This window comes from Pseudomonas sp. NS1(2017), from assembly GCF_002269425.1.
GTDB classification, from domain to species: Bacteria; Pseudomonadota; Gammaproteobacteria; order Pseudomonadales; family Pseudomonadaceae; genus Aquipseudomonas; species Aquipseudomonas reactans.
Window position 1 is genome coordinate 2313698 of sequence record NZ_CP022960.1, and the last position, 21080, is coordinate 2334777.

18 protein-coding genes are annotated in these 21080 nt (G+C 60.0%); 5 read left to right on the forward strand and 13 right to left on the reverse strand.

Going from position 1 to position 21080, the window contains the following annotated elements:
* Positions 1–129: 129 nt before the first annotated feature.
* Together CI807_RS10960 and CI807_RS10965 are read left to right on the forward strand one after the other, a co-directional pair.
* Positions 130–810: a Fe2+-dependent dioxygenase gene (locus tag CI807_RS10960; RefSeq protein ID WP_010213205.1), complete on the forward strand. Its 681-nt coding sequence runs from the start codon at positions 130–132 to the stop codon at positions 808–810.
* A 1-nt stretch (position 811) separates the two neighbouring features.
* Positions 812–1561 (forward strand): tetratricopeptide repeat protein, encoded by a 750-nt coding sequence (locus tag CI807_RS10965; RefSeq protein WP_095014689.1) that lies wholly within the window; start codon positions 812–814, stop codon positions 1559–1561.
* Positions 1562–1610: 49 nt separating this feature from the next.
* Here the strand turns inward: CI807_RS10965 and CI807_RS10970 are convergent, their stop codons facing one another.
* From CI807_RS10970 to CI807_RS10990, 5 genes are all read right to left on the reverse strand, one after another.
* Complete coding sequence (locus tag CI807_RS10970; protein ID WP_016976256.1) at positions 1611–2774, reverse strand: type III PLP-dependent enzyme; 1164 nt, start codon at positions 2772–2774, stop codon at positions 1611–1613.
* Positions 2775–3219: 445 nt separating this feature from the next.
* Positions 3220–4377: a betaine/proline/choline family ABC transporter ATP-binding protein gene (locus CI807_RS10975; RefSeq protein WP_003171711.1), complete on the reverse strand. Its 1158-nt coding sequence runs from the start codon at positions 4375–4377 to the stop codon at positions 3220–3222.
* Positions 4374–5027, reverse strand: coding sequence for an ABC transporter permease (locus CI807_RS10980; RefSeq protein ID WP_010213201.1), 654 nt, complete (start codon positions 5025–5027; stop codon positions 4374–4376). The genes CI807_RS10975 and CI807_RS10980 overlap by 4 nt, the downstream gene beginning before the upstream one ends.
* Positions 5028–5038: 11 nt before the next feature.
* Positions 5039–5935: a glycine betaine ABC transporter substrate-binding protein gene (locus tag CI807_RS10985; protein ID WP_095014690.1), complete on the reverse strand. Its 897-nt coding sequence runs from the start codon at positions 5933–5935 to the stop codon at positions 5039–5041.
* Between the two features lie 9 nt (positions 5936–5944).
* Positions 5945–6661: an ABC transporter permease gene (locus CI807_RS10990; RefSeq protein WP_095014691.1), complete on the reverse strand. Its 717-nt coding sequence runs from the start codon at positions 6659–6661 to the stop codon at positions 5945–5947.
* A gap of 331 nt (positions 6662–6992) precedes the next feature.
* On the opposite strand from CI807_RS10990, the gene CI807_RS10995 reads away from it, so the two are divergent.
* The 3 genes from CI807_RS10995 (at position 6993) to CI807_RS11005 (ending at position 9296) form a co-directional block, all read left to right on the forward strand.
* On the forward strand, positions 6993–8576 hold the full coding sequence (locus CI807_RS10995; protein ID WP_010213196.1) for a peptide chain release factor 3: 1584 nt from the start codon (positions 6993–6995) through the stop codon (positions 8574–8576).
* A 123-nt stretch (positions 8577–8699) separates the two neighbouring features.
* Positions 8700–8945, forward strand: a complete 246-nt coding sequence (locus CI807_RS11000) for a hypothetical protein (RefSeq protein WP_095014692.1) — start codon at positions 8700–8702, stop codon at positions 8943–8945.
* Between the two features lie 96 nt (positions 8946–9041).
* Complete coding sequence (locus tag CI807_RS11005; protein WP_095014693.1) at positions 9042–9296, forward strand: hypothetical protein; 255 nt, start codon at positions 9042–9044, stop codon at positions 9294–9296.
* Between the two features lie 67 nt (positions 9297–9363).
* Here CI807_RS11005 and CI807_RS11010 read toward each other — a convergent pair whose 3' ends face one another.
* From CI807_RS11010 to CI807_RS11045, 8 genes are all read right to left on the reverse strand, one after another.
* A complete protein-coding gene (locus CI807_RS11010) occupies positions 9364–11622 on the reverse strand; it encodes a TonB-dependent siderophore receptor (protein WP_095014694.1) in 2259 nt (752 codons plus the stop codon).
* A 358-nt stretch (positions 11623–11980) separates the two neighbouring features.
* A complete protein-coding gene (locus CI807_RS11015) occupies positions 11981–12952 on the reverse strand; it encodes a peptide ABC transporter ATP-binding protein (RefSeq protein ID WP_016976250.1) in 972 nt (323 codons plus the stop codon).
* The gene (locus CI807_RS11020) at positions 12952–13920 is read right to left on the reverse strand and encodes an ABC transporter ATP-binding protein (RefSeq protein WP_095014695.1); all 969 of its coding nucleotides are present in this window, start codon (positions 13918–13920) and stop codon (positions 12952–12954) included. The genes CI807_RS11015 and CI807_RS11020 overlap by 1 nt, the downstream gene beginning before the upstream one ends.
* Positions 13921–13930: 10 nt before the next feature.
* Entirely contained in the window at positions 13931–14842 is a 912-nt protein-coding gene (locus tag CI807_RS11025) for an ABC transporter permease subunit (RefSeq protein ID WP_010213191.1), read from the reverse strand.
* Positions 14843–14852: 10 nt separating this feature from the next.
* Positions 14853–15863, reverse strand: a complete 1011-nt coding sequence (locus CI807_RS11030) for an ABC transporter permease subunit (RefSeq protein ID WP_016976247.1) — start codon at positions 15861–15863, stop codon at positions 14853–14855.
* Positions 15864–15939: 76 nt separating this feature from the next.
* Positions 15940–17538: an ABC transporter substrate-binding protein gene (locus CI807_RS11035; protein ID WP_095014696.1), complete on the reverse strand. Its 1599-nt coding sequence runs from the start codon at positions 17536–17538 to the stop codon at positions 15940–15942.
* Positions 17539–17618: 80 nt separating this feature from the next.
* Entirely contained in the window at positions 17619–19016 is a 1398-nt protein-coding gene (locus CI807_RS11040; protein WP_095014697.1) for an OprD family outer membrane porin, read from the reverse strand.
* 170 nt (positions 19017–19186) lie between these two features.
* Complete coding sequence (locus tag CI807_RS11045) at positions 19187–20764, reverse strand: ABC transporter substrate-binding protein (protein WP_371858003.1); 1578 nt, start codon at positions 20762–20764, stop codon at positions 19187–19189.
* Positions 20765–21080: the final 316 nt, after the last annotated feature.

Below are 21080 nucleotides of genomic sequence, written 5' to 3' on the forward strand. Positions count from 1 at the left end.
GCTAATTGCACTGAATTTACATTCTTTACACTTTTTGCTTACGGTTTTGGCGAACTCATTCGTCATGGCGTTTTACAGGGCGGATAAGAATCAATACCATTGGCGCCTCTCTGAATTCAGGTATTGCCCATGCTGCTGCACATCCCCGGCCTGTTCTCTCGTGAGGAAGTGCAGCGCATCCGCCAGGCTTTGGAAAACGCCGACTGGGCCGACGGTAAAATCACCGCCGGGCACCAGTCCGCCAAGGCCAAGCACAACCTGCAATTGCCCGAAGGCCACCCGCTCGCCAAGGAAATCGGCGCGGCGATGCTGGAGCGTTTGTGGCAGAACCCGTTGTTTATGTCGGCGGCGTTACCGCACAAGGTCTTTCCGCCGTTGCTCAACTGCTACACCGCTGGCGGCAGCTTCGATTTTCACATCGACAACGCCGTGCGCCAGCCCAAAGGCAGCCATGAGCGGGTGCGCACTGATCTTTCGTCCACTTTGTTTTTCAGCGACCCCGACGAATACGACGGCGGCGAACTGGAGATCCAGGACACCTTCGGCCTGCAGCGCGTGAAATTGCCCGCCGGGGACATGGTGCTGTACCCCGGTTCCAGCCTGCATAAAGTCAACGCCGTGACCCGTGGCGCGCGCTACGCCTCGTTCTTCTGGACCCAGAGCCTGGTGCGCGAAGACAGCCAGCGCACCCTGCTGTTCGAAATGGACGGTGCGATCCAGCAATTGAGCGCCGACGTGCCCGACCACCCCGCGCTGATCCAGCTCACCGGCACCTACCACAACCTGTTGCGCCGCTGGGTCGAGGTCTGACATGGGCTTCTTGTTGCGTCGTGAAGAAGTGCTCAACGTCGAGCAACTGCAAAGCATGCTCGATGATTCCCCCGTGCGCGCCGCCCAGGCGATCCTGGTGGCGGCGAAGGAAGGTGTGGTCGATGCCCAGGCGCTGCTCGGGCAGATCCTGCTGGAAGGGCGTGGCATTGCCCGCGATGAAGCGCTGGCATTGCGCTGGTTCCAGATTGCGGCGAAGGGCGGGCATTTGATGGCGCGCAATATGGCCGGGCGGTGTTTGGAGCATGGCTGGGGTTGTGCGGCGGATGAAGCGGCAGCGGCGCGAGAGTACCGTTTGGCCGCCGAAGCCGGTTTGGATTGGGCGCAATACAACTACGCCAATCTGCTGGCCACCGGGCGCGGTGTTACCGAAGACCAGCAACAAGCGCTGAGCCTATACCGCCAGGCGGCGGAACAGGGCCATGCCAAGTCGATGAACCTCTTGGGCCGTTATCTGGAAGACGGTCAATGCTGCCCAAGAGATTTGGATGCCGCCGTGGATTGGTATCGACGCTCCGCCGAAGCCGGAGATTTTCGCGGGCAGTTCAGCTATGCGGCGGTGTTGGCTGACAGAGGTCAAATCGAAGCGGCGCTGGAGTGGTTGCGAGAGGCGTTGGCGGGCGGGAATCTGAAGTTTTTGCGCACGGCGCACCAGGCGCTCTCAGCGGCGAGTGACCCGCAAATCAGAGCAATGGCAGATGCCTACCGTGAGCGCGCAGGCGGCCTTTCTTAGGGCGTAAAAAAACCCATGACTTGTCATGGGTTTTTTAGGTGCAGCCGTTTTACACGTAGAAGGATTTCAGTGGCGGAAAGCCATTGAACTCAACCGCGCTGTAGCTGGTGGTGTAGGCACCGGTCGACAACCAGTACAGACGATCACCAATCGCCAGGTTCAGCGGCAGGCCGTACTTGTAGTTTTCGTACATGATATCGGCGCTGTCGCAGGTGGGACCTGCGATGACCACTTCTTCCATCTCGCCTTTTTTCTCGGTCCAGATCGGGAACTTGATGGCTTCGTCCATGGTTTCGATCAGGCCGGAGAACTTGCCCACATCGGTGTACACCCAACGCTCGACGGCGGTGCGGGATTTACGCGCCACCAGCACCACTTCGCTGACCAGGATGCCGGCGTTGGCGATCAACGAACGGCCTGGCTCCAGGATGATTTCCGGCAGGTCGTCACCGAAATCTTCCTTGAGGAAACGGATGATTTCTTCGGCGTAGGTTTCTAGGCTATTGGTGCGGGTGATGTAGTTGGCCGGGAAGCCGCCACCCATGTTGATCAGCTTGAGGTGGATGCCGTCTTCTTCCTTCAGGCGCTCGAAGATCACTTTGACCTTGGCGATCGCCGCGTCCCACACGCTGATGTCGCGCTGTTGCGAACCCACGTGGAACGAGATGCCGTATGGCACCAGGCCCAGGTCACGGGCGAGGATCAGCAGGTCCATGGCCATGTCGGTCTGGCAGCCGAATTTACGCGACAAAGGCCAGTCAGCGGTGGTCGAGCCTTCGGTGAGAATACGTACATACACTTTCGAACCCGGTGCGGCCTTGGCGATGTTGCGCAGGTCGGCTTCGGAGTCGGTAGAGAACAGACGCACGCCCTTCTCATAGAAGTAGCGGATGTCCTTGGATTTCTTGATGGTGTTGCCGTAGCTGATACGGTCGGCGCTGACGCCACGGCCCAGCACTTTGTCCAGCTCATAGATCGAGGCGATGTCGAAGCTCGAACCTTTATCCTTGAGCAGGTCGATGATCTCGACGGCCGGGTTGGCCTTGACCGCGTAATAGACCTTGGCGAATTCGAAACCGGCGCGCAGGTCATCGTAGGCCTGGCTGATCATCGCGGTGTCGATCACCACGAACGGGGTTTCTTGCTTGTCGGCGAACGCCTTCATTTTGTCAAAAGTGGCGCGCGCGAAATAATCTTCGACGTTGATCGACATGCTGGGAACTCCTAAGGGCAAACTAGATTGATCAATGGGTGCAAATGAACGTCCTCCGTATCCCCACTTTGGTTCGCCTACTTCCCAAGGCATGTCGCCGAAAGCAAAAAGGCCATGGGAATAACCGCTTCCCTTGGCCTTGCTGTCTCGTCGTCAGTACTTGAGCCGGATGGATCGTTTCCAGCATGGACGTTCGGCGCGAACTTTAGGGCGTGAGGGGCTTGAGATCAACTAAAAATGTCGCGTTTTTGCACGCGTTCGTCGCGCGAACCCGTGCAGCTACTTATGTAACCGACAGGTGTGACGGAATGATGTTCCCCGGATGGGGCAAATCAGCGGGAATTGTGGAGTCTTCATCGCCGGCAAGCCGGCTCCTACAGGGATCGGCGTCGTTGATGGCGACGCGTACAAATGTAGGAGCTGGCTTGCCGGCGATAGCGGTCTATCAGGCCAACGCTGTCTCGGCTGGCGAAACAATACTGGTCTTGCCCCCACGCGACTTACCAGAACTCAGGTACTCGGCAATCGACTCCTGCGTCACCTCACCCAAGAACACCCGCTCCGCATCCATCACCGGCAACCACGACCGGTTGAACTCGTACATGCGTGACAGCAGGATGCGCAGATGCTCGTCATACGCCGCCGTGGCGTTGAACTCGCGCAGGTACTGGCCGCAGGTGCCGGTCTGACGGTGCAGGTCGCGACGTCTTACATAACCCAGCGCCTTGTTCTCGGCACAGGTGACCACCACGTAACGGCGGTCATGCTCGTCCATCAATTCCAGTGCATCGGCCACCGGCGTTTCCGGGCTCACCGACGGGGCGTTATCCGCCGCATCTTCGGCCTTCACCAGCAACAAGCGCTTGAGGGTGCTGTCCTGGCCCACGAAGTTGCTGACGAATTCGTCGGCCGGGTGCGCCAGCAGCGTGTCCGGATGGTCGATCTGCAACAGCTTGCCGGCGCGGAAAATCGCGATCTTGTCGCCCAGCTTGATCGCTTCGTCGATGTCGTGGCTGACCATGATCACCGTCTTGTTCAGCGCACGCTGCATCTCGAAGAACTCGTTCTGGATCATCTCGCGGTTGATCGGGTCGACTGCGCCGAACGGTTCATCCATCAGCAGCAACGGCGCGTCGGCCGCCAGGGCTCGGATTACACCGATCCGCTGTTGCTGGCCACCCGACAATTCACGCGGATAGCGATGCAAATACTGCTTGGGTTCCAGCTTGATCATGCTCATCAATTCGCGGGCGCGGTCGTGGCATTTCTGCTTGTCCCAGCCGAGCAGCTTGGGCACCACCACGATGTTTTCCTCGATGGTCATGTTGGGGAACAGACCGATCTGCTGGATCACATAACCGATATTGCGACGCAGGGTCACTTCGTCGAGGTCGGTGGTGTCTTCGCCATTGATCAGGATCTTGCCCGAGGTGGGCTTGATCAGACGGTTGATCATCTTCAGCGTGGTGCTTTTGCCGCAACCGGAGGGGCCGAGGAACACGCAAATCTCGCCTTCATTGACGGTCAGGCTTACATCGTTCACGGCCGTGACAGTCTTGCCGTTGCTTTGGAAGGTCTTGGACAGGTTTTGAAGTTCGATCATTTGAGCAATCCTTTTGGAGTCAGCGAGCGTTGCAGCCATTGCAAGAGCAGGTCGGCGAAGATGGCCAGGAGACTGACCAGCACGGCGCCGACGATCAGCATCGACATGTCGCTGCGGCTGATGGAAGCCAGAATAAGTACACCCAGGCCACCGGCGCCGATAGTGGCGGCGATGGTCATGACACCGATGTTCATCACCACGGCGGTGCGCACACCGGCGAGGATCACCGGCACGGCGATGGGCAACTCGACCATGCGCAGGCGCTGGCCGAAGGTCATGCCGATGCCGCGTGCGGCTTCGCGAATACCCGGTTCCACGCCGGTGAGGGCGAGGTAGGTGTTACGCATGATCGGCAGCAGGGAGTAGAGGAACACGGCGGTGATCGCCGGCATTGGCCCCAGGCCCTGGCCGAACTTGGAGTAGAACGGCAGCAGCAGGCCGAACAGGGCGATGGACGGCACGGTCAGCAGCACCGTGGCGCTCGCTTGCAGCGGGCCGGCGAGCGTCGGGAAACGCGTCATCAGGATGCCCAGGGGCACGCCGATCAGGATCGCGAGGATCACGGCGATGCCGACCAGGGTGATGTGCTGCCCGGTCAGTTGTAGAACTTGGGCCCAATCAAGATGGGAAAAGGCGTTCAGGAATTCCATGTCTTCTCCTCTTATTGATTGATCGGATGTTGGCGCAGGAAGTCGGCGGCAACCGCGGAAGGGCTTTCGTGGTCGACGTCGACCCGCGCGTTCAACTGGCGCATGGTTTCGTCGTCGAACAGATCGGCCAATGGCTTGAGGTCAGCGGCCAATTCCGGGTGGGCGTCGAGATACACCTGACGCACCACGGGGGCGGCGGTGTAGTCCGGGAAGTAATGCTTGTCGTCTGCCAGCAACTTCAATTTGAAGGCGTTCAGGCGACCGTCGGTGGTGTAGACCAGACCGGCAAATACCTGGCCATTACGCAGCGCGGTGTAGACCAGGCCGGCGTCCATCTGCCGGGTGTTTTTGCGGGTCAGGTTCATGTCGTACAGCTTGACCATGCCGGCCAGGCCGTCGGAGCGGTTGGCGAACTCGGTGTCCAGGGCCACCAGGCGGTTGCTCTTGGCGTCTTGCGCGACGGCCTGGGTCAGGTCGCTGATGCTGTTGATCTCGGGATGCTCAGCCGCAACTTTCTCCGGCAGCGCCAGGGCGTAGGTGTTGCTGAAGCGCGACGGCGAGAGCCAGACCAGGCCTTTTTTCGCGTCGAGTTCTTTCACCCTTGCGTAGGACTGTTCGCTGTCGAGTTTCTCGTCGACGTGGTTGTAGGCCACCAGCGACACGCCGGTGTATTCCCAGATCAGGTCCAGTTGCCCGCTTTCCTGGGCACTGCGCGCCAGGTTGCTGCCCAGGCCGCCGGTCACGCGGGTGTCATAGCCCTTGGTGCGCAGGTATTGGGAGGTGATTTCGGCCAGCAGGGTCTGTTCGGTGAACACCCGGGCGCCGATGCGGATCACGGGTTTTTCGGCGGCTTGCGCAATGCCTGCAAAGAGCAGGATGCAGCTCAGTATCAAGGTCAGTTTTTTCATGTCGGTTCCTTAAGACGCACGCAGCCCGCGTTCCAGCCAGAGGCGGCTGGCCAGGGTCACCAGGCCATCAAGCAGCAAGGCCAGCAGCGCGGTACACGCGGCGCCGAGCAGCAATTGCGGCTGGTTGTTCAGGGCGATGCCGGGGAAAATCAGGCTGCCCAGGCTGTTGGCGCCGATCAGGAAGGCCAGTGGCGCGGTCCCCACGTTGATCGCCAGGGCCACGCGCACACCACCGATGATGATCGCCACGGCGTTGGGCAATTCCACGCGAAACAGCACCTGGCGCGGCGTCATGCCGATGCCGGTGGCGGCTTCTTTCAGAGAACCTTGAACGTTTTTAAGGCCTTCGTAGGTGTTGCGCACGATGGGCAGGAGGGAGGCGAGGAACAGCGCGAAGATGGCCGGGCCACTGCCAATGCCGAGGACGCCGAGGGCGATGGCCAGTACGGCCAGGGGAGGGACGGTGTTGCCGATGTTGAAGATCTGCATGAAGCGTTCTGCGCGCCCGACCATATGAGGTCGGCTGAGCAGGATACCGGCGGGGATGCCCACAACGAGGGCCGCCAGCATGGAGACAAGAACGAGGATCAGGTGAGCTTGCAGGTAAAACAACAAATCGTCGCGGTACAGTTCGATCGTGTTGATGCCGATCCAGTGGACCAGCAGGGCCAAGAGGGCGACGACAACCGCTCCTCCTATCAGCCCTTTGCCATAGCGAATAGCCACAGGCGGACTCCTTTTTTCTTCTGTCGGCGTCCACATTTCCGAGCGGCAATGCCATTCCTGGCTGTCGGCAAATGTGGTCGCGAAATGCAGCTCGTCGATACCGGCAACGCGGTAAAAATCCGAGCCATGAGCGCAGCCTCGTCAGGCTAACTTGCTGATTTATCAGCCCCTGTTCCGAGTGCGGTAGCAGGGGAGTGGACGTCTCGACCTTTTAAAAGGTTCCATACTTGGCAGCATTTAGCCACCCCTAATCGGGTGAACGGTGGTCCGGCCCCTGGGGTTTGCGCTATACTCGCCGCCCTTTTTTGACTCACCTGCCAGGCGATTTCCCATGACCCACCAGGCCGCCGAAGTCGCGAAACGCCGCACTTTCGCCATTATTTCCCACCCCGATGCCGGTAAAACCACCATCACCGAGAAACTCTTGCTGATGGGCAAGGCAATCGCGGTGGCCGGCACGGTGAAATCCCGCAAATCCGACCGCCATGCCACCTCTGACTGGATGGAAATGGAAAAACAACGGGGTATTTCCATTACCACGTCGGTCATGCAGTTCCCGTATCGCGACCACATGGTCAACCTGCTCGACACCCCCGGCCACGAAGACTTCTCCGAAGACACCTACCGCACCCTGACCGCGGTGGACTCGGCGCTGATGGTCCTCGACGGCGGTAAAGGCGTCGAGCCACGTACCATTGCCTTGATGGACGTGTGCCGTCTGCGTGACACCCCAATCGTCAGCTTCATCAACAAACTCGACCGCGACATCCGCGACCCGATCGAACTGTTGGACGAAATCGAAGCCGTCCTGAAGATCAAGGCCGCGCCGATCACCTGGCCGATTGGTTGCTACCGCGACTTCAAGGGCGTGTACCACCTGGCCGACGACTACATCATTGTCTACACCGCCGGCCACGGTCACGAGCGCACCGAAACCAAGATCATCGAGAAACTCGACTCCGACGAAGCCCGCGCCCACCTGGGTGACGAGTACGACCGTTTTGTCGACCAGCTGGAACTGGTGCAGGGCGCCTGCCATGAGTTCAACCAGCAGGAATTCCTCGACGGCCAGTTGACTCCGGTGTTCTTCGGTACTGCCTTGGGTAACTTCGGTGTCGACCACGTGCTGGACGCTGTGGTGGACTGGGCCCCGCGCCCATTGGCCCGTGTCGCCAACGAACGCACCGTGGAGCCTGTGGAAGAGAAATTCACCGGCTTCGTGTTCAAGATCCAGGCGAACATGGACCCGAAACACCGCGACCGTATCGCCTTCATGCGCATCTGCTCCGGCAAATACGAAAAAGGCATGAAGATGCGCCACGTGCGCACCGGCAAGGACGTGCGCATCGGCGACGCCCTGACGTTCTTCTCCTCGGAGCGTGAACAGCTCGAAGAAGCCTACGCCGGCGACATCATCGGCCTGCACAACCACGGCACCATCCAGATCGGTGACACCTTCACCGAAGGCGAAGCCCTAGGCTTCACCGGTATCCCGCACTTCGCCCCGGAACTGTTCCGTCGCGTACGTCTGCGTGACCCGCTGAAATCCAAGCAACTGCGCCAGGGCCTGCAGCAACTGGCGGAAGAGGGCGCCACCCAGGTGTTCTTCCCGGAGCGCAGCAACGACATCATCCTCGGCGCCGTCGGTGTGCTGCAGTTCGATGTGGTCGCCAGCCGCTTGAAAGAGGAATACAAGGTGGAGTGCTCGTATGAGCCGATCACCGTGTACTCCGCGCGCTGGATCGATTGCAGCGATAAGAAGAAGTTGGAAGAGTTCTCCAACAAGGCTGTGGAAAACCTGGCGGTCGACGGTGGTGGTCATCTGACTTACCTGGCGCCGACCCGGGTGAACCTGGCGTTGATGGAAGAGCGCTGGCCGGATGTGAAATTCCGTGCGACCCGTGAGCACCATTAAGGTCTGAGCGGAAAAGAAAAGGGCGAAGCTATTATGGCTTCGCCCTTTTTTGTGGCGAGAGTGGCGTATCGGGTCTAGTTTTTTGGGTGCAGGATTTATCCACTGATTGAAAAGGAAAGCGCTGTGCCTAGTGTCAAACGCATCATCTGCTGGGTGCTGTTAGCCGGTCTGGGACTGTCCACGGTCCCGGCACTGGCGGGCGCTGGCGTTCCTCAATGGAAAGACACCGGCCCCGTCACCAAGAAAAAGCAGCAGGAAGTCAACTCCGGCAGTTGGAAACCCCAAGCCCAGCCCGCGCCGAAGGAAGACCAGGAAAACCCCTACAACGAGGGCGAGGACAGTGAAACCTATGACGACGGCGAAACCTGATGCCTGGCGCAAACCCGGCATCGGGACTAGCGTCAAGGCTGGCGGCGGTAAACGGCTGTCGCGTGGGATCTACCTACTGACTGGACGGAATCAACCATGAGTATTTTTCAACGCGTTGTGTTGTTGATAAAAGTGATGGTGTTGTTGTCGTTGGGGATGTCGTCGGCCTGGGCGCATAACCCGGTGCAGAGCGCTGTTGTGTCGTCGGGGCATAGCCAGGATCTGCAACTGGCCAAGTCCGAGGCGGAGCCTGGCGACAAGGGGCAGGGTGGCAGCGAGGACGACGATGACTCCACCACCGACGAGCCGGACAGCGATGATCCGGACGCTGAAGGCGACAGCCAGACGTAGGCTACGTCCACAAGCACATCCGCCCGGCTAGCCGGGCGGAGTACGTTATGCGTTCCAATCGCTTCGATCAGAACGATGTGGTCACCGACGCAAAGTAAGCGCGGCCGGGTTCGTTATAGGTCTGGGCACCGGCGTCGTCGGCGTTGCCTTTGCGGTACAGGCGCTTGTCCAGCAAGTTGTTGATGCCGACGCGTACGCTGAGGTTTTTGTTGAACTCGTAACCGCTGCTCAAGCCCATCAACCCGTACGGGTCGACATCCTGTTGGGCGCTGCGATCGTAGCTGCTGGCGCTGCGCGAGTTGAGCGTCGGCGATTCCTGCTTGCCGTAATAGGTGCCGCTGACCTGGAACGAGAGTTTGTCGGTGGCTTGCCAGTCCAGCGTGGTGTTGACGGTGTACTTGGGAATGATGCTCAGCGGCTCGCCGGTGTCCTTGTCCTTGGAATCGATCATGTAAGTCAGGTTGGTGTTCCAGTCCAGGTCGTTGCGCAGGCTCACGAACAGGTTGCCCTCGACCCCCTGCACCAGAGCCGGCCCGCTGTTTTCCCATTGCAGCACACGACGGCCATTGGCCAGGCGGAACGCCGCCTCGTTGCTGGCATTGATCTTGTTCTTGTAGTCATTGCGGAAGTAGGTCGCGCTGGTGCGCCAGGTGCCTTTGTCGTAGGCCAGGCCGATTTCCTTGTTGACGCTGATTTCCGGCTTCAGGTCCCGGTTACCCACCAGGTAGCAGCCGCCCAGGTTGGCTTCGCTGGCGTTGCACCCGTTGCCACGGCTGTAGAGCAAGTAGTTCGGGTTCGACTGGTACAGGTTGGGCGTCTTGTACGCCCGGGCGATACCGCCCTTGAGGCTCAACTCGTCCGTCAACTGGTGCGAAGCGTTGAGGCTGGGGCTCCAGTTGCCGCCGAACTCTTCATGATCGTCGAAGCGCAGGCCGGGGGTGACGATGGTCTTGCTGCCCACCTCGATGTTGTCTTCGGCAAACAGCGCGTAGCTCGATGCGGTGGTCTTGGTGCTGTTGCGATTGACACCCGGGATGCCCGGCACGCCGCCGGTGCCTGGGTCATAGGTTTGTGGGCGCAACGAGCCAGGGTCGTTCATCGACTCGTAGAGGTACTCACTGCCCAGCGTCAGCACTTGCTCGGCGCCAAAGCTCAGTGGCAGGTTGACCTCGGCGGTGGCTCGGGTGTTACGCAGGCGCGATTCGAAACGGCCGGCTGTGGCGGAGGGCGCACCTTCATTGGCACCGGCCAGCCCTTCATTGAGGCGCTCGTTGCGGGTCAGGTCGTGAGTCAACGAGGCGAGGGTCGAGCCCCAGTCAAATTCGCCACGGTGAGTGGCCGAGAAACTGCTGCGCTGGATCACGCTGGTTTCCTTGCCCACCAGGCTGTTCACGAACGTGCCACCGCCGTTGAGCATGGTGTCGCCGGCGAAGATATTGCCCTGGCGGCTGTAGCTGGCTTCCAGGTCGAGGGTCTGCTCCGGCGTGAATTGCCAACTCAGCAAGCCGTTGACGTCTTTGTTGCGCACGCCTTCGCGGCCGGCCACCAGCGAGTCGGCCGTCGCTTGCTCGGTGCGGTTGATGTCGGAATCGTCGGCGTCGGTCTTGCTCAGGCCGCCGTAGACGCGAAACGCCAGGGCGTCGGTCAATGGGCCGCTGAGGTTGAAGTTGGTGCGCTTGCTCGCGCCTTCGGCGTCGTCTTCGGGAAATGAGGTGTAGGCGGTCAGCGAGCCGTGCAATTGGTCGGTCGGTCGCTTGGTGATGATGTTGACCACCCCGCCCATGGCGCCCGAGCCGTAACGGGCTGCGGCCGGACCGCGCAGGATTTCGATGCGTTCGACTTCTTCGGCCGGCACCCAGTTGGTTTCACCGCGGGTGTCACGGTCACCGCTCCAGCCGTAACGCACGGCGTTGCGTGAGGTCGACGGCTTGCCATCGATCAGAATCAGGGTGTTTTCCGGGCCCATGCCGCGCAGGTCGATCTGGCGGTTGTTGCCACGGCTGCCGCTGGAACTGTTGCCGGTCAGGTTGACGCCCGGCTCGCGACGGATGATGTCCGACAGGTCGTTGGTGGGCGGGCGCTTCTTGATGTCTTCGGCAGTGATGATCGACACGCCGGGGGCTTGTTTGAGTTCTTCAGCCGCCGTCCCGAGTACGCGGGTGACTTCCAGCTCCAAGGCCTGTGGCGTGCCGTCTACGGGAAGATCTGTCGCTTCGATCGGTACTTTGTCGCGTTCTCTGTCCAGGGCATCCGCCAGCAGGGCAGGCGAGGAGAAGGCAGCGATAAACGCCAGGGAGAAATGGCTGAGCCTGAATCGAGACGACATGTCCACAAAGTCCTTTAGGGAGGGGCAGTTGAACGAGATGCGCCTGAGTCGCCGTCTTGCAGCGAACGTATATTCAGGCGCTCTCCATGCGCCGGAATGGTATTGATTCTCAAATAAAAGTAAATTGCATTTACAATCTATACACTTTCAAAATACTGTTTTTCTCATGTTTTCAAGGCGCAAGCCCGCTATAACCAAGGGATTTGAATGTGTATTTTTTGTTACAAATTGATCGGCTGGCCTTTGCGACGAGCACTGCCTGACGCTCTGTTTGCTCCCCACAAAAACAAAAAAGCCCCTCCGGCCAGACTGATGCGCAATCTGGCGGGAAGGGCTGTGGAACGCTGTGAAACTGAGCTTAAGCCACGAACTGCTCCGCATAGTGGCAAGCCACCTGGCGGTTATCCAAGGCGCGCAGTTGCGGCTCCTCGGTGCTGCACCGTGCGGTCGCATACGGGCAGCGCTTATGGAAGGCGCAGCCAGGCGGCGGGTTCAGCGGGTTGGGCAGTTCGCCGACGATCTTGATCTTCGGCTTGTTCGGGTCCGGGTGGATGGTCGGGGTGGCCGACAGCAACGCCTGGGTGTACGGGTGCAGCGGGCGTGCGTAGATGTCTTCCTTGGGACCGACTTCCACCGGGCGACCGAGGTACATCACCATCACGTCATCGGCGACGTGCTGCACCACCGCCAGGTTGTGGGAGATGAACACGTAGGCGGTGTTGAACTCCTGCTGCAGGTCCATGAACAGGTTGAGCACCTGGGCCTGGATCGACACGTCCAGCGCCGAGGTAGGTTCATCCGCCACCAGCACTTTGGGTTGCAGCATCATGGCGCGGGCCAGGGCGATGCGCTGGCGCTGGCCACCGGAGAACATGTGCGGGTAGCGCTGATAGTGCTCGGGGCGCAGGCCCACTTGCTTCATCATCGCCTGCACTTTCTCGCGGCGTTCGGCGGCGGACAGGTTGGTGTTGATCAGCAGCGGCTCGCCGAGTTGATCACCGACTTTCTGGCGTGGGTTCAGCGAGGCGTACGGGCTCTGGAACACCATCTGCACGTCTTTGCGCAGTTGCTTGCGCTGGGCCTTGTCGGCGCCGGCGACTTCCTGGCCGGCGATTTTCAAGGAGCCCGAAGACGGCTCTTCAATCAGCGTGAGCGCTCGGGCCAGGGTGGATTTGCCGCAACCCGACTCGCCTACCACTGCGAGGGTCTTGCCGGCTTCGAGCTCGAAGGACACACCATTGAGGGCACGCACCAACGCGTGGCCCTTGAACAGGCCACGGGACACTTCGTAGTGACGGGTCAGGTCGCGGGCGGTAAGAACGACGGCCATTACGCCACCTCCTGGTTCAAGGGGTAGAAGCAGCGCGCAAGGCTGTTGGTTTTCGGATCAAGCCCCGGACGCTGGGCACGGCAGGAGTCCTGCACATACGGGCAGCGCGGTGACAGCAGGCAACCCTGCGGACGGTCATAACGACCTGGAACGATACCTGGCAGCGTGGCCAGGCGGGTGGCACCGAGACTGTGCTCGGGGATCGCCTTGAGCAGCGCTTCGCTGTACGGGTGCGCCGGAATGTCGAACAGTTGCGGCACCTGGCCGACTTCAACCGCCTGGCCCGCATACATCACACACACGCGCTGGGCGGTTTCCGCCACGACTGCAAGGTCGTGAGTGATCAGCACCAGGCCCATGTTCTGCTCTTTCTGCAGGGCCAGCAGCAGCTCCATGATCTGCGCCTGGATGGTCACGTCCAACGCCGTGGTCGGTTCGTCCGCGATCAGCAGTTTCGGCTCGCCGGCAATCGCCATGGCGATTGCCACACGCTGGCTCATGCCGCCGGACAGTTGGTGCGGGTAGGCATCCATACGGCTGGCAGCGCCCGGGATTTCTACTTTTTCCAACAACTCGATGGCACGCTTGCGCGCTTGTTTGCCGGACATTTTCAGGTGCAGGCGCAGCACTTCTTCAATCTGGAAACCCACGGTGTAGCTGGGGTTCAGCGCGGTCATCGGGTCTTGGAACACCATCGCCAGGTCTTTGCCGACGATCTGGCGGCGCTGGCGGTTGCTCAGCTTGAGCATGTCCTTGCCGTCGAAGTTCAGCGCGTCGGCGGTGACGATGCCGGGGTGCTCGATCAGGCCCATCAGCGCCATCATGGTCACGGATTTACCCGAGCCCGACTCGCCAACGATCGCCAGGACTTCGCCTTTGTCGACCTTGAGGTCGAGGCCATCGACCACCGGGACGGCGGTCTTGTCGCCGAAGCGCACGTTGAGATTCTTGATTTCTAACAGTGACATGGGAATCTCCTCAGGCGGCGTTCTTGAGTTTCGGGTCCAGCGCATCGCGCAGGCCGTCGCCCATCAAGTTGATTGCCAGCACGCTGAGCAAAATGGTCAAACCAGGCAAGCTCACTACCCACCAGGCGCGTTCGATGTAGTCACGGGCCGAAGCCAGCATGGTGCCCCACTCCGGGGTGGGCGGCTGTACGCCAAGGCCGAGGAAGCCCAGGGCTGCGGCATCGAGGATCGCCGAAGAGAAGCTCAAGGTGGCCTGAACGATCAGCGGCGCCATGCAGTTGGGCAGCACGGTGATGAACATCAGGCGTGGCAGGCCAGCGCCGGCGAGGCGGGCGGCGGTCACGTAGTCACGGTTCAGCTCGCCCATCACCGCAGCGCGGGTCAGACGGACGTAGGACGGCAACGACACGATCGCGATGGCGATCACGGTGTTGATCAGGCCAGGGCCGAGGATCGCGACGATGGCAACGGCCAGCAGCAGCGAGGGCAGGGCCAGCATGATGTCCATCAGACGCATGATGGTTGGGCCGAGCAAGCGCGGGAAGAACCCGGCGAACAGGCCCAGCAGGATGCCCGGAATCAGCGACATCACCACCGACGACAAACCGATCAGCAACGACAGGCGCGAGCCCTGGATCAGGCGCGACAGCAAGTCACGGCCCAGTTCGTCGGTGCCCAGCAGGAATTGCATCTGCCCACCTTCAAGCCAGGCCGGCGGGGTCAGCAGGAAGTCGCGGTATTGCTCGCTCGGGTTATGCGGTGCAACCCACGGCGCGAAGATCGCGCAGAACACGATCAGCAACATGAACAGCAGGCCGGCAACCGCGCCTTTGTTCTTGGAGAAGGCTTGCCAGAATTCTTTGTACGGGGACGGGTACAGCAGGCTTTGATCGACTGCTGACACTGGAGTAGGTGTGGTCATGGTCATGATCTCAGCGCTGGTGACGGATGCGTGGGTTGGCGAAGCCGTAGAGGATATCCACCACGAAGTTCACCAGGATCACCAGGCAGGCGATCAGCAGGATGCCGTTCTGCACCACCGGGTAGTCCCGCGCGCCAATGGCTTCGATCAGCCATTTGCCGATACCGGGCCACGAGAAGATGGTTTCGGTCAAAACCGCACCGGCCAGCAGGGTGCCGACTTGCAGGCCGACCACGGTCAGTACCGGGATCAGCGCGTTACGCAGGCCGTGCACGAACACCACGCGCGCCGGCGACAGGCCTTTGGCCTTGGCGGTGCGGATGTAGTCTTCACGCAAGACTTCGAGCATCGACGAACGGGTCATCCGCGCGATCACGGCCAGTGGGATGGTGCCGAGCACGATGGCTGGCAGGATCAGGTGGTGCAGGGCGTCGAAGAAAGCCTCCGGCTCGTCAGCCAGCAGGGTGTCGATCAGCATGAAACCGGTGCGCGGCTCGATGTCGTAGAGCAGGTCGATCCGCCCGGACACCGGGGTCCAGCCCAGGCTTACGGAGAAGAACATGATCAGGATCAGGCCCCACCAGAAGATCGGCATCGAATATCCCGCCAGGGAGATGCCCATCACCCCATGGTCGAACAGGGATCCTCGCTTCAAGGCCGCGATAACCCCGGCCAACAGGCCCAGGATGCCGGCGAACAACAGGGCGGCCATGGACAGTTCCAGGGTCGCCGGGAAGAGGGCGGTGAATTCGGTCCACACGCTGGTGCGGGTACGCAGCGATTCGCCAAGGTCACCCTGGGCCAGTTTGCCGACGTAATCCAGGTATTGCGCATACAGCGGCTTGTTAAGGCCAAGGCGTTCCATTGCCTGTGCGTGCATCTCGGGGTCGACGCGCCGCTCGCCCATCATGACTTCAACGGGGTCGCCAGGGATCATGCGAATCAACGCAAACGTGAGCAACGTGATGCCGAAGAACGTGGGGATCAGTAACCCCAGTCGGCGGGCAATAAAACTAAACATCTTGTCGTGTACCTCAATCAGCCGGTTAGGCAGGTTCGGCACCGTCAGTGTCGACGGTGCCGAGTGTTTTTCTTATTTACTTCACCTGGGTAGTGGCGAAGTTATTTGTACCCAGAGGGCTTTGGGTGAAGCCTTCTACGTTCTTGCGCATGGCGGTGAACAGTTTCGGATAAGCCATGGGAAGCCATGGTTGGTCCTTGTCGAAAACGTCCTGTGCTTGTTCATAGAGTGCAGCGCGCTGGGCGGGTTCAGCGATGGCGCGCGCCTTGTCGATCAAGTCTTGAAACTCCTTGTTACACCAGCGGGCGTAGTTTTCGCCGTTTTTCGCTGCATCGCAACTCAGGTTTGGCGTAAGGAAATTATCCGGGTCGCCGTTATCACCGACCCAACCCGCCGAAACCATGTCGTGCTCACCGTTTTTAGCACGCTTGAGCATTTCGCCCCATTCCATAACTTTGATGTTCACTTTCAGGCCGATCTGCGCCAGGTCCGCCTGCATGCGCTGCGCGCCGAGCATCGGGTTAGGGTTGGTCGGGCCACCACCGTTACGGGTGAACAGGGTGAACTCAGTGCCTTCCGGTACGCCGGCTTCCTTGAGCAGGGCACGGGCCTTGTCCAGATCGCGGGGCGGGTTCTTCAGCTTGTCGCTGAAACCCAGCAAGGTCGGCGGATAAGGGCCGGTGCCCACCACTGCATTGCCTTTGCCGAACAGGGCTTCGGTATAGCCGGCCTTGTCGAACGCGATGTTGATCGCATGACGTACCCGCGCATCGCTCATGTATTTGTGAGTGGTGTTCAACGCGGTGTAACTGGTTGTCATCGCCGCCAGTTCATCAACTTTCAGGTTCGGGTCTTTCTTGATGCTTGGGATGTCATCCGGCTTGGGGAACAACGCGATCTGGCATTCGTTGGCCTTGAGCTTTTGCAGGCGCACGTTGTTATCGGTTGAGATCGCCAGAATCAGCGGGTCTACCTGTGGTTTGCCACGGAAGTAATCAGGGTTGGCCTTGAACCGCGCCTGGGCGTCTTTCTGATAACGGGTGAAGACGAATGGGCCCGTGCCGATGGGCTTGGCGTTGAGGTCTTCGGTCTTGCCGGACTTGAGCAACTGGTCGGCGTATTCCTTCGAATGGATGGAGGAGAACGCCATGCCCAGGTCGGCCAAAAACGGTGCTTCAGGACGGGTCAGGGTAAAGACGACGGTGTGATCGTCGGTCTTTTCTACGCTCTTGAGCAGTTCCTTGAAGCCCATGCTTTCGAAGTACGGGTAGCCCACGAGGGACTTTTTATGCCACGGGTGATTCGGGTCCAGCTGGCGCTGGAAGCTCCAAAGCACGTCGTCGGCATTCAGGTTGCGCGTGGGTTTGAAATAGTCGGTGGTGTGGAACTTGATGTCGTCACGCAGGTGAAAGGTGTAGGTCAGGCCATCGGCGCTGATCTCGGGCAGGTCTTTGGCCAGCGCGGGGATCACTTCGGTGGTGCCGGGCTTGAAGTCCACCAGGCGGTTGAACATGGTCTCGGCGGCGGCGTCAGCGGTCACGGCCGTGGTGTACAGGACCGGGTCGAAACCTTCCGGACTGGCTTCGGTGCAGACCACCAGTGGTTTGGCCGAAACGCCGATCGCCACGCTCAACAGCGCGGCAGCCATGGCGGCTTGTAGTGGGAGCAATTTCATTCGGAGCCCTCTGCAATCGATGGGACCAGACAAGCGTAGACGGCGGGCTCGTCCTGAGCCCGCCGTCTACCTGGCGCTGATTAAAGAATGTTGAACGGGATGGTGGTGACCAGGCGGAACTCTTTGATGTTGCCGTCAGCCTGTTGGGCGCTGGCGCGGTGAGTCACGTAGGTGCCACGGATGGTGGTGGCCTTGAGCGGACCGCTCTGGATCGCGTAGGACGAACCGATACCGTATTCCTGATGCTTCTCGCCATCCATCAGGCGCAGATCGCTGCGCGATGCGCCGGCTTCGCCGTAGGCGGTACCGTTGTAGTGAGTACCGTCGATGCCCCAGCCGCGAGCCGAGTAGATGTTGAACTTCAGGCCTGGCACGCCGTATTCGGCCATGTTGATGGCGTAGGCGACCTGGAACGACTTCTCGTTCGGGCTGTTGAAGTCAGAGGTCAGGGAGTTGGCCAGGTAGATGCCGTTGGTTTCGTGCAGGTAGTCGAAGTATTCGTCACCGTTCACTTCCTGGTACGAGAAGGTCAGGGTATGCGCCTGGTGGGTCAGACCCAAGGACAACGAGTAAGTATCGTTGTCGATGTTGCCCATCTTCTTGCTGCCGGTATCGGTGGTCTTGTAGTAGTTCAGGCCGGTGGTCAGTGCCAGGGTCTGTGCATCACCCAGTTCGTGGGTCGCGCCGAAGTAGTACTGGTTCCAGAAGTCTTCGACGTTAGCCGCGAAAACGCTGGTTTTCAGGCTCTTGAACGGCTGGTAGTTGAAGCCCAGGGTCTTGACCTTGTCGGTTTCCTGGCCGTTACCGTATTCGGAACGGAATTTCGACAGGCTCTGCTCGGTACGCGGCGAAACGCGGTCGAAGATGCCGCCCTGGAACGACAGGTTGCTGAACTCTTCGCTGTTGAAGCTCACACCTTCGAAGCTCGAAGGCAGGGCGCGGTTGCCGATGGTGTCGACGATACCGGTGCTGAAGTTCTGGCGACCGGCGGTCAAGGTCGTGTTCGACACACGGAACTTGACGTTGGCCAGACCCAGTTTGCTCCACTGGCCTACTGCGTCGCCGCCGGAATCGGCCAGGGTACGGTTGGAGCCGCCAGCGATGTCTTTACGGTCGCGATCAAGGGCGATGAAGTTGTAAGCAGCGACTTCAGTGCTGACCCCTACAGTGCCCTGGGTGAAGCCCGAGGTGTAGTTGAGGATGGTGCCCTGGGCCCAGTTGATACGGCGGGAGATCGGTGTTTTCACGCCGTCTTTGCGGTAGCTGAAGCGGTCGTTGCGAAACTTCATTTCGTTCGCATACCAGTTACGCGTGGTACCGCCCAGGCTCTGACCGTCGATAAAGCCCTTGGCCTCGCTTTGGGCGCTGGTGCCGGCCAGTGTGGTAGGAACGAAGTCCTGGCTGGCGGATTCAGCATAGGCGGTTGCCGTGATGGTGCTGATGGCCAGGGCCAGAAGCGCTTTGCTGCTCAGTTTCATGGATGAAGCTCCTTTGGTTCTCTTTTTAATGCCGGTCTTTTTTGGTGATCCGGCTATTGGGTGTGTAACTCGTTCAAGCCATTGCAAACGTTTGGCGTAGGAAATTTCCCAACAAAAGGCCGCACGTTTGCAGCAGGGCAGCGTCCGCCCTGCGCAATCCGGTTATTTTCTTATGGGGTGATACTGACGCCCGAGAACACGTTGCGGCCGAAGGGGCTCACTTTGAAACCTTCGACTTTGGCGCTTAACGGCTGGTTGACCGTCGAGTGGGCGACTGGCGTGATCGGCACCTGCTGCTTGAGCAGTTGCTGCGCCTGTTTGTACAGAACAGTCCTTTGTTCGCGGTCGGTCACGACCTTGGCTTGCTTGATCAGCTTGTCGTACGCCGGGTCACACCACATGGAGTAGTTGTTCCCGCCGATGGCATCGCAGCTGTAGAGGGTGCCCAGCCAGTTGTCCGGGTCACCGTTGTCGCCGGTCCAGCCGATCAGGCTTACATCGTGCTCACCGTTCTTGGTGCGCTTGATGTACTCGCCCCACTCGTAGCTGACGATCTTGACCTTGAGGCCGATCTTGGCCCAGTCGCTTTGCAGCATCTCGGCCATCAGCTTGGCGTTGGGGTTGTACGGACGTTGTACCGGCATCGCCCACAGGGTGATCTCGGTGCCTTCTTTCACGCCGGCGGCCTTGAGCAGTTCCTTGGCTTTTTCCGGGTTGTAGGCGGCGTCCTTGATGCTGTCGTCGTAGGACCACTGCGTCGGTGGCATGGCGTTGACCGCCAATTGTCCCGCGCCCTGGTACACGGCGTTCAGAATGCTCTGCTTGTTCACCGCCATGTCCAGCGCCTGGCGTACTTCGAGCTGGTCGAACGGTTTGTGGCGCACGTTGTAGGCGATGTAGCCGAGGTTGAAACCAGGTTTGGTCAGCAGTTGCAGGTTCGGATCGGCCTTGAGGGCATCGACGTCAGCCGGGCGCGGATGCAGGGTTACCTGGCATTCACCGGCCTTGAGTTTTTGGACCCGTACCGAGGCGTCGGTGTTGATGGCGAAAATCAGCTGGTCCAGCTTGACCTTGCTCGGGTCCCAGTACTGTTTGTTGGCCACATAGCGGATCTGCGAATCTTTCTGATACCGCTGGAATACGAAAGGACCGGTGCCGATCGGCTTCTGGTTGATATCGCTGGGCTTGCCATCCTTGAGCAACTGCTCGGCGTATTCGGCCGACAGGATTGCAGCGAAGCTCATGGCGATGTTCTGGATAAACGCGGCGTCAACCGTGTTCAGGGTCATCACCACGGTGTGCGGGTCGGTTTTTTCGACCTTGGCGATGTTCTTGTTCAGGCTCATCCCGTTGAAGTACGGAAACTCGGTGGGGTAGGCCTTGCGAAACGGGTGATCGGGGTCAAGCATGCGGTTGAAGGTGAACAGCACGTCGTCGGCGTTGAACTCCCGTGTCGGCTTGAATTCCTTGTTGCTGTGGAACTTCACCCCTTCACGCAGGTGAAAGGTGTAAGTCAGGCCGTCTGGCGAAATATCCCACTTGGTTGCCAAAGCAGGGACGACGCCGGTCTCGCCCTTTTCAAACTCAACCAGGCGGTTATACAGCGGCTCGGCCGCGTCGTTGTCGGTGGCGGTGGTGTATTGCGCGGTATCAAAACCGGCCGGGCTGCCTTCCGAGCAGAACACCAGGCTCTGCTTGTCGGCGGCGTGGCCCATGGTGGCCACAGCCAGCAGGCTTGTGGCAAACATTGCGGATAGTACGGTGGTATGGCGCATGACGATCCCGATCCTTGTTTGTAGTTGTCATCAGCGAGCAACCACCCGGGCGTTCTGCCAGGGCGACATCGCTGATCCCACGCGCAGCAAGTGCCTTTCCGCATCAGGAGCCTCTGCTGTCCTACGACGTTATGGGTCGCGGTCCTGGCAGTAAATGCGCCAAATCGGATTGACCTTGTAGGCAACGGCGTCACGCATCGCAGTTCGCTGCTGTAGGAAGCAACGATTGCGAGTGTGGTCTGTTTCCTACGGTCCAGGCGGATGCAATAACGGCGACGTTAGGAAACGT

What these genes read in the sequence shown, in the direction of transcription:
- CI807_RS11030 (WP_016976247.1), bottom strand. Translation starts at nt 15,863, where the DNA reads ATGTTTAGTTTTATTGCCCGCCGACTGGGGTTACTGATCCCCACGTTC.
- CI807_RS11015 (WP_016976250.1), bottom strand. Translation starts at nt 12,952, where the DNA reads ATGGCCGTCGTTCTTACCGCCCGCGACCTGACCCGTCACTACGAAGTG.
- CI807_RS11045 (WP_371858003.1), bottom strand. Translation starts at nt 20,764, where the DNA reads ATGTTTGCCACAAGCCTGCTGGCTGTGGCCACCATGGGCCACGCCGCC.
- CI807_RS10960 (WP_010213205.1), top strand. Translation starts at nt 130, where the DNA reads ATGCTGCTGCACATCCCCGGCCTGTTCTCTCGTGAGGAAGTGCAGCGC.
- CI807_RS11025 (WP_010213191.1), bottom strand. Translation starts at nt 14,842, where the DNA reads ATGACCACACCTACTCCAGTGTCAGCAGTCGATCAAAGCCTGCTGTAC.
- CI807_RS10970 (WP_016976256.1), bottom strand. Translation starts at nt 2,774, where the DNA reads ATGTCGATCAACGTCGAAGATTATTTCGCGCGCGCCACTTTTGACAAA.
- CI807_RS11020 (WP_095014695.1), bottom strand. Translation starts at nt 13,920, where the DNA reads ATGTCACTGTTAGAAATCAAGAATCTCAACGTGCGCTTCGGCGACAAG.
- CI807_RS10975 (WP_003171711.1), bottom strand. Translation starts at nt 4,377, where the DNA reads ATGATCGAACTTCAAAACCTGTCCAAGACCTTCCAAAGCAACGGCAAG.
- CI807_RS10995 (WP_010213196.1), top strand. Translation starts at nt 6,993, where the DNA reads ATGACCCACCAGGCCGCCGAAGTCGCGAAACGCCGCACTTTCGCCATT.
- CI807_RS11040 (WP_095014697.1), bottom strand. Translation starts at nt 19,016, where the DNA reads ATGAAACTGAGCAGCAAAGCGCTTCTGGCCCTGGCCATCAGCACCATC.
- CI807_RS11035 (WP_095014696.1), bottom strand. Translation starts at nt 17,538, where the DNA reads ATGAAATTGCTCCCACTACAAGCCGCCATGGCTGCCGCGCTGTTGAGC.
- CI807_RS10965 (WP_095014689.1), top strand. Translation starts at nt 812, where the DNA reads ATGGGCTTCTTGTTGCGTCGTGAAGAAGTGCTCAACGTCGAGCAACTG.
- CI807_RS10985 (WP_095014690.1), bottom strand. Translation starts at nt 5,935, where the DNA reads ATGAAAAAACTGACCTTGATACTGAGCTGCATCCTGCTCTTTGCAGGC.
- CI807_RS11005 (WP_095014693.1), top strand. Translation starts at nt 9,042, where the DNA reads ATGAGTATTTTTCAACGCGTTGTGTTGTTGATAAAAGTGATGGTGTTG.
- CI807_RS11010 (WP_095014694.1), bottom strand. Translation starts at nt 11,622, where the DNA reads ATGTCGTCTCGATTCAGGCTCAGCCATTTCTCCCTGGCGTTTATCGCT.
- CI807_RS10980 (WP_010213201.1), bottom strand. Translation starts at nt 5,027, where the DNA reads ATGGAATTCCTGAACGCCTTTTCCCATCTTGATTGGGCCCAAGTTCTA.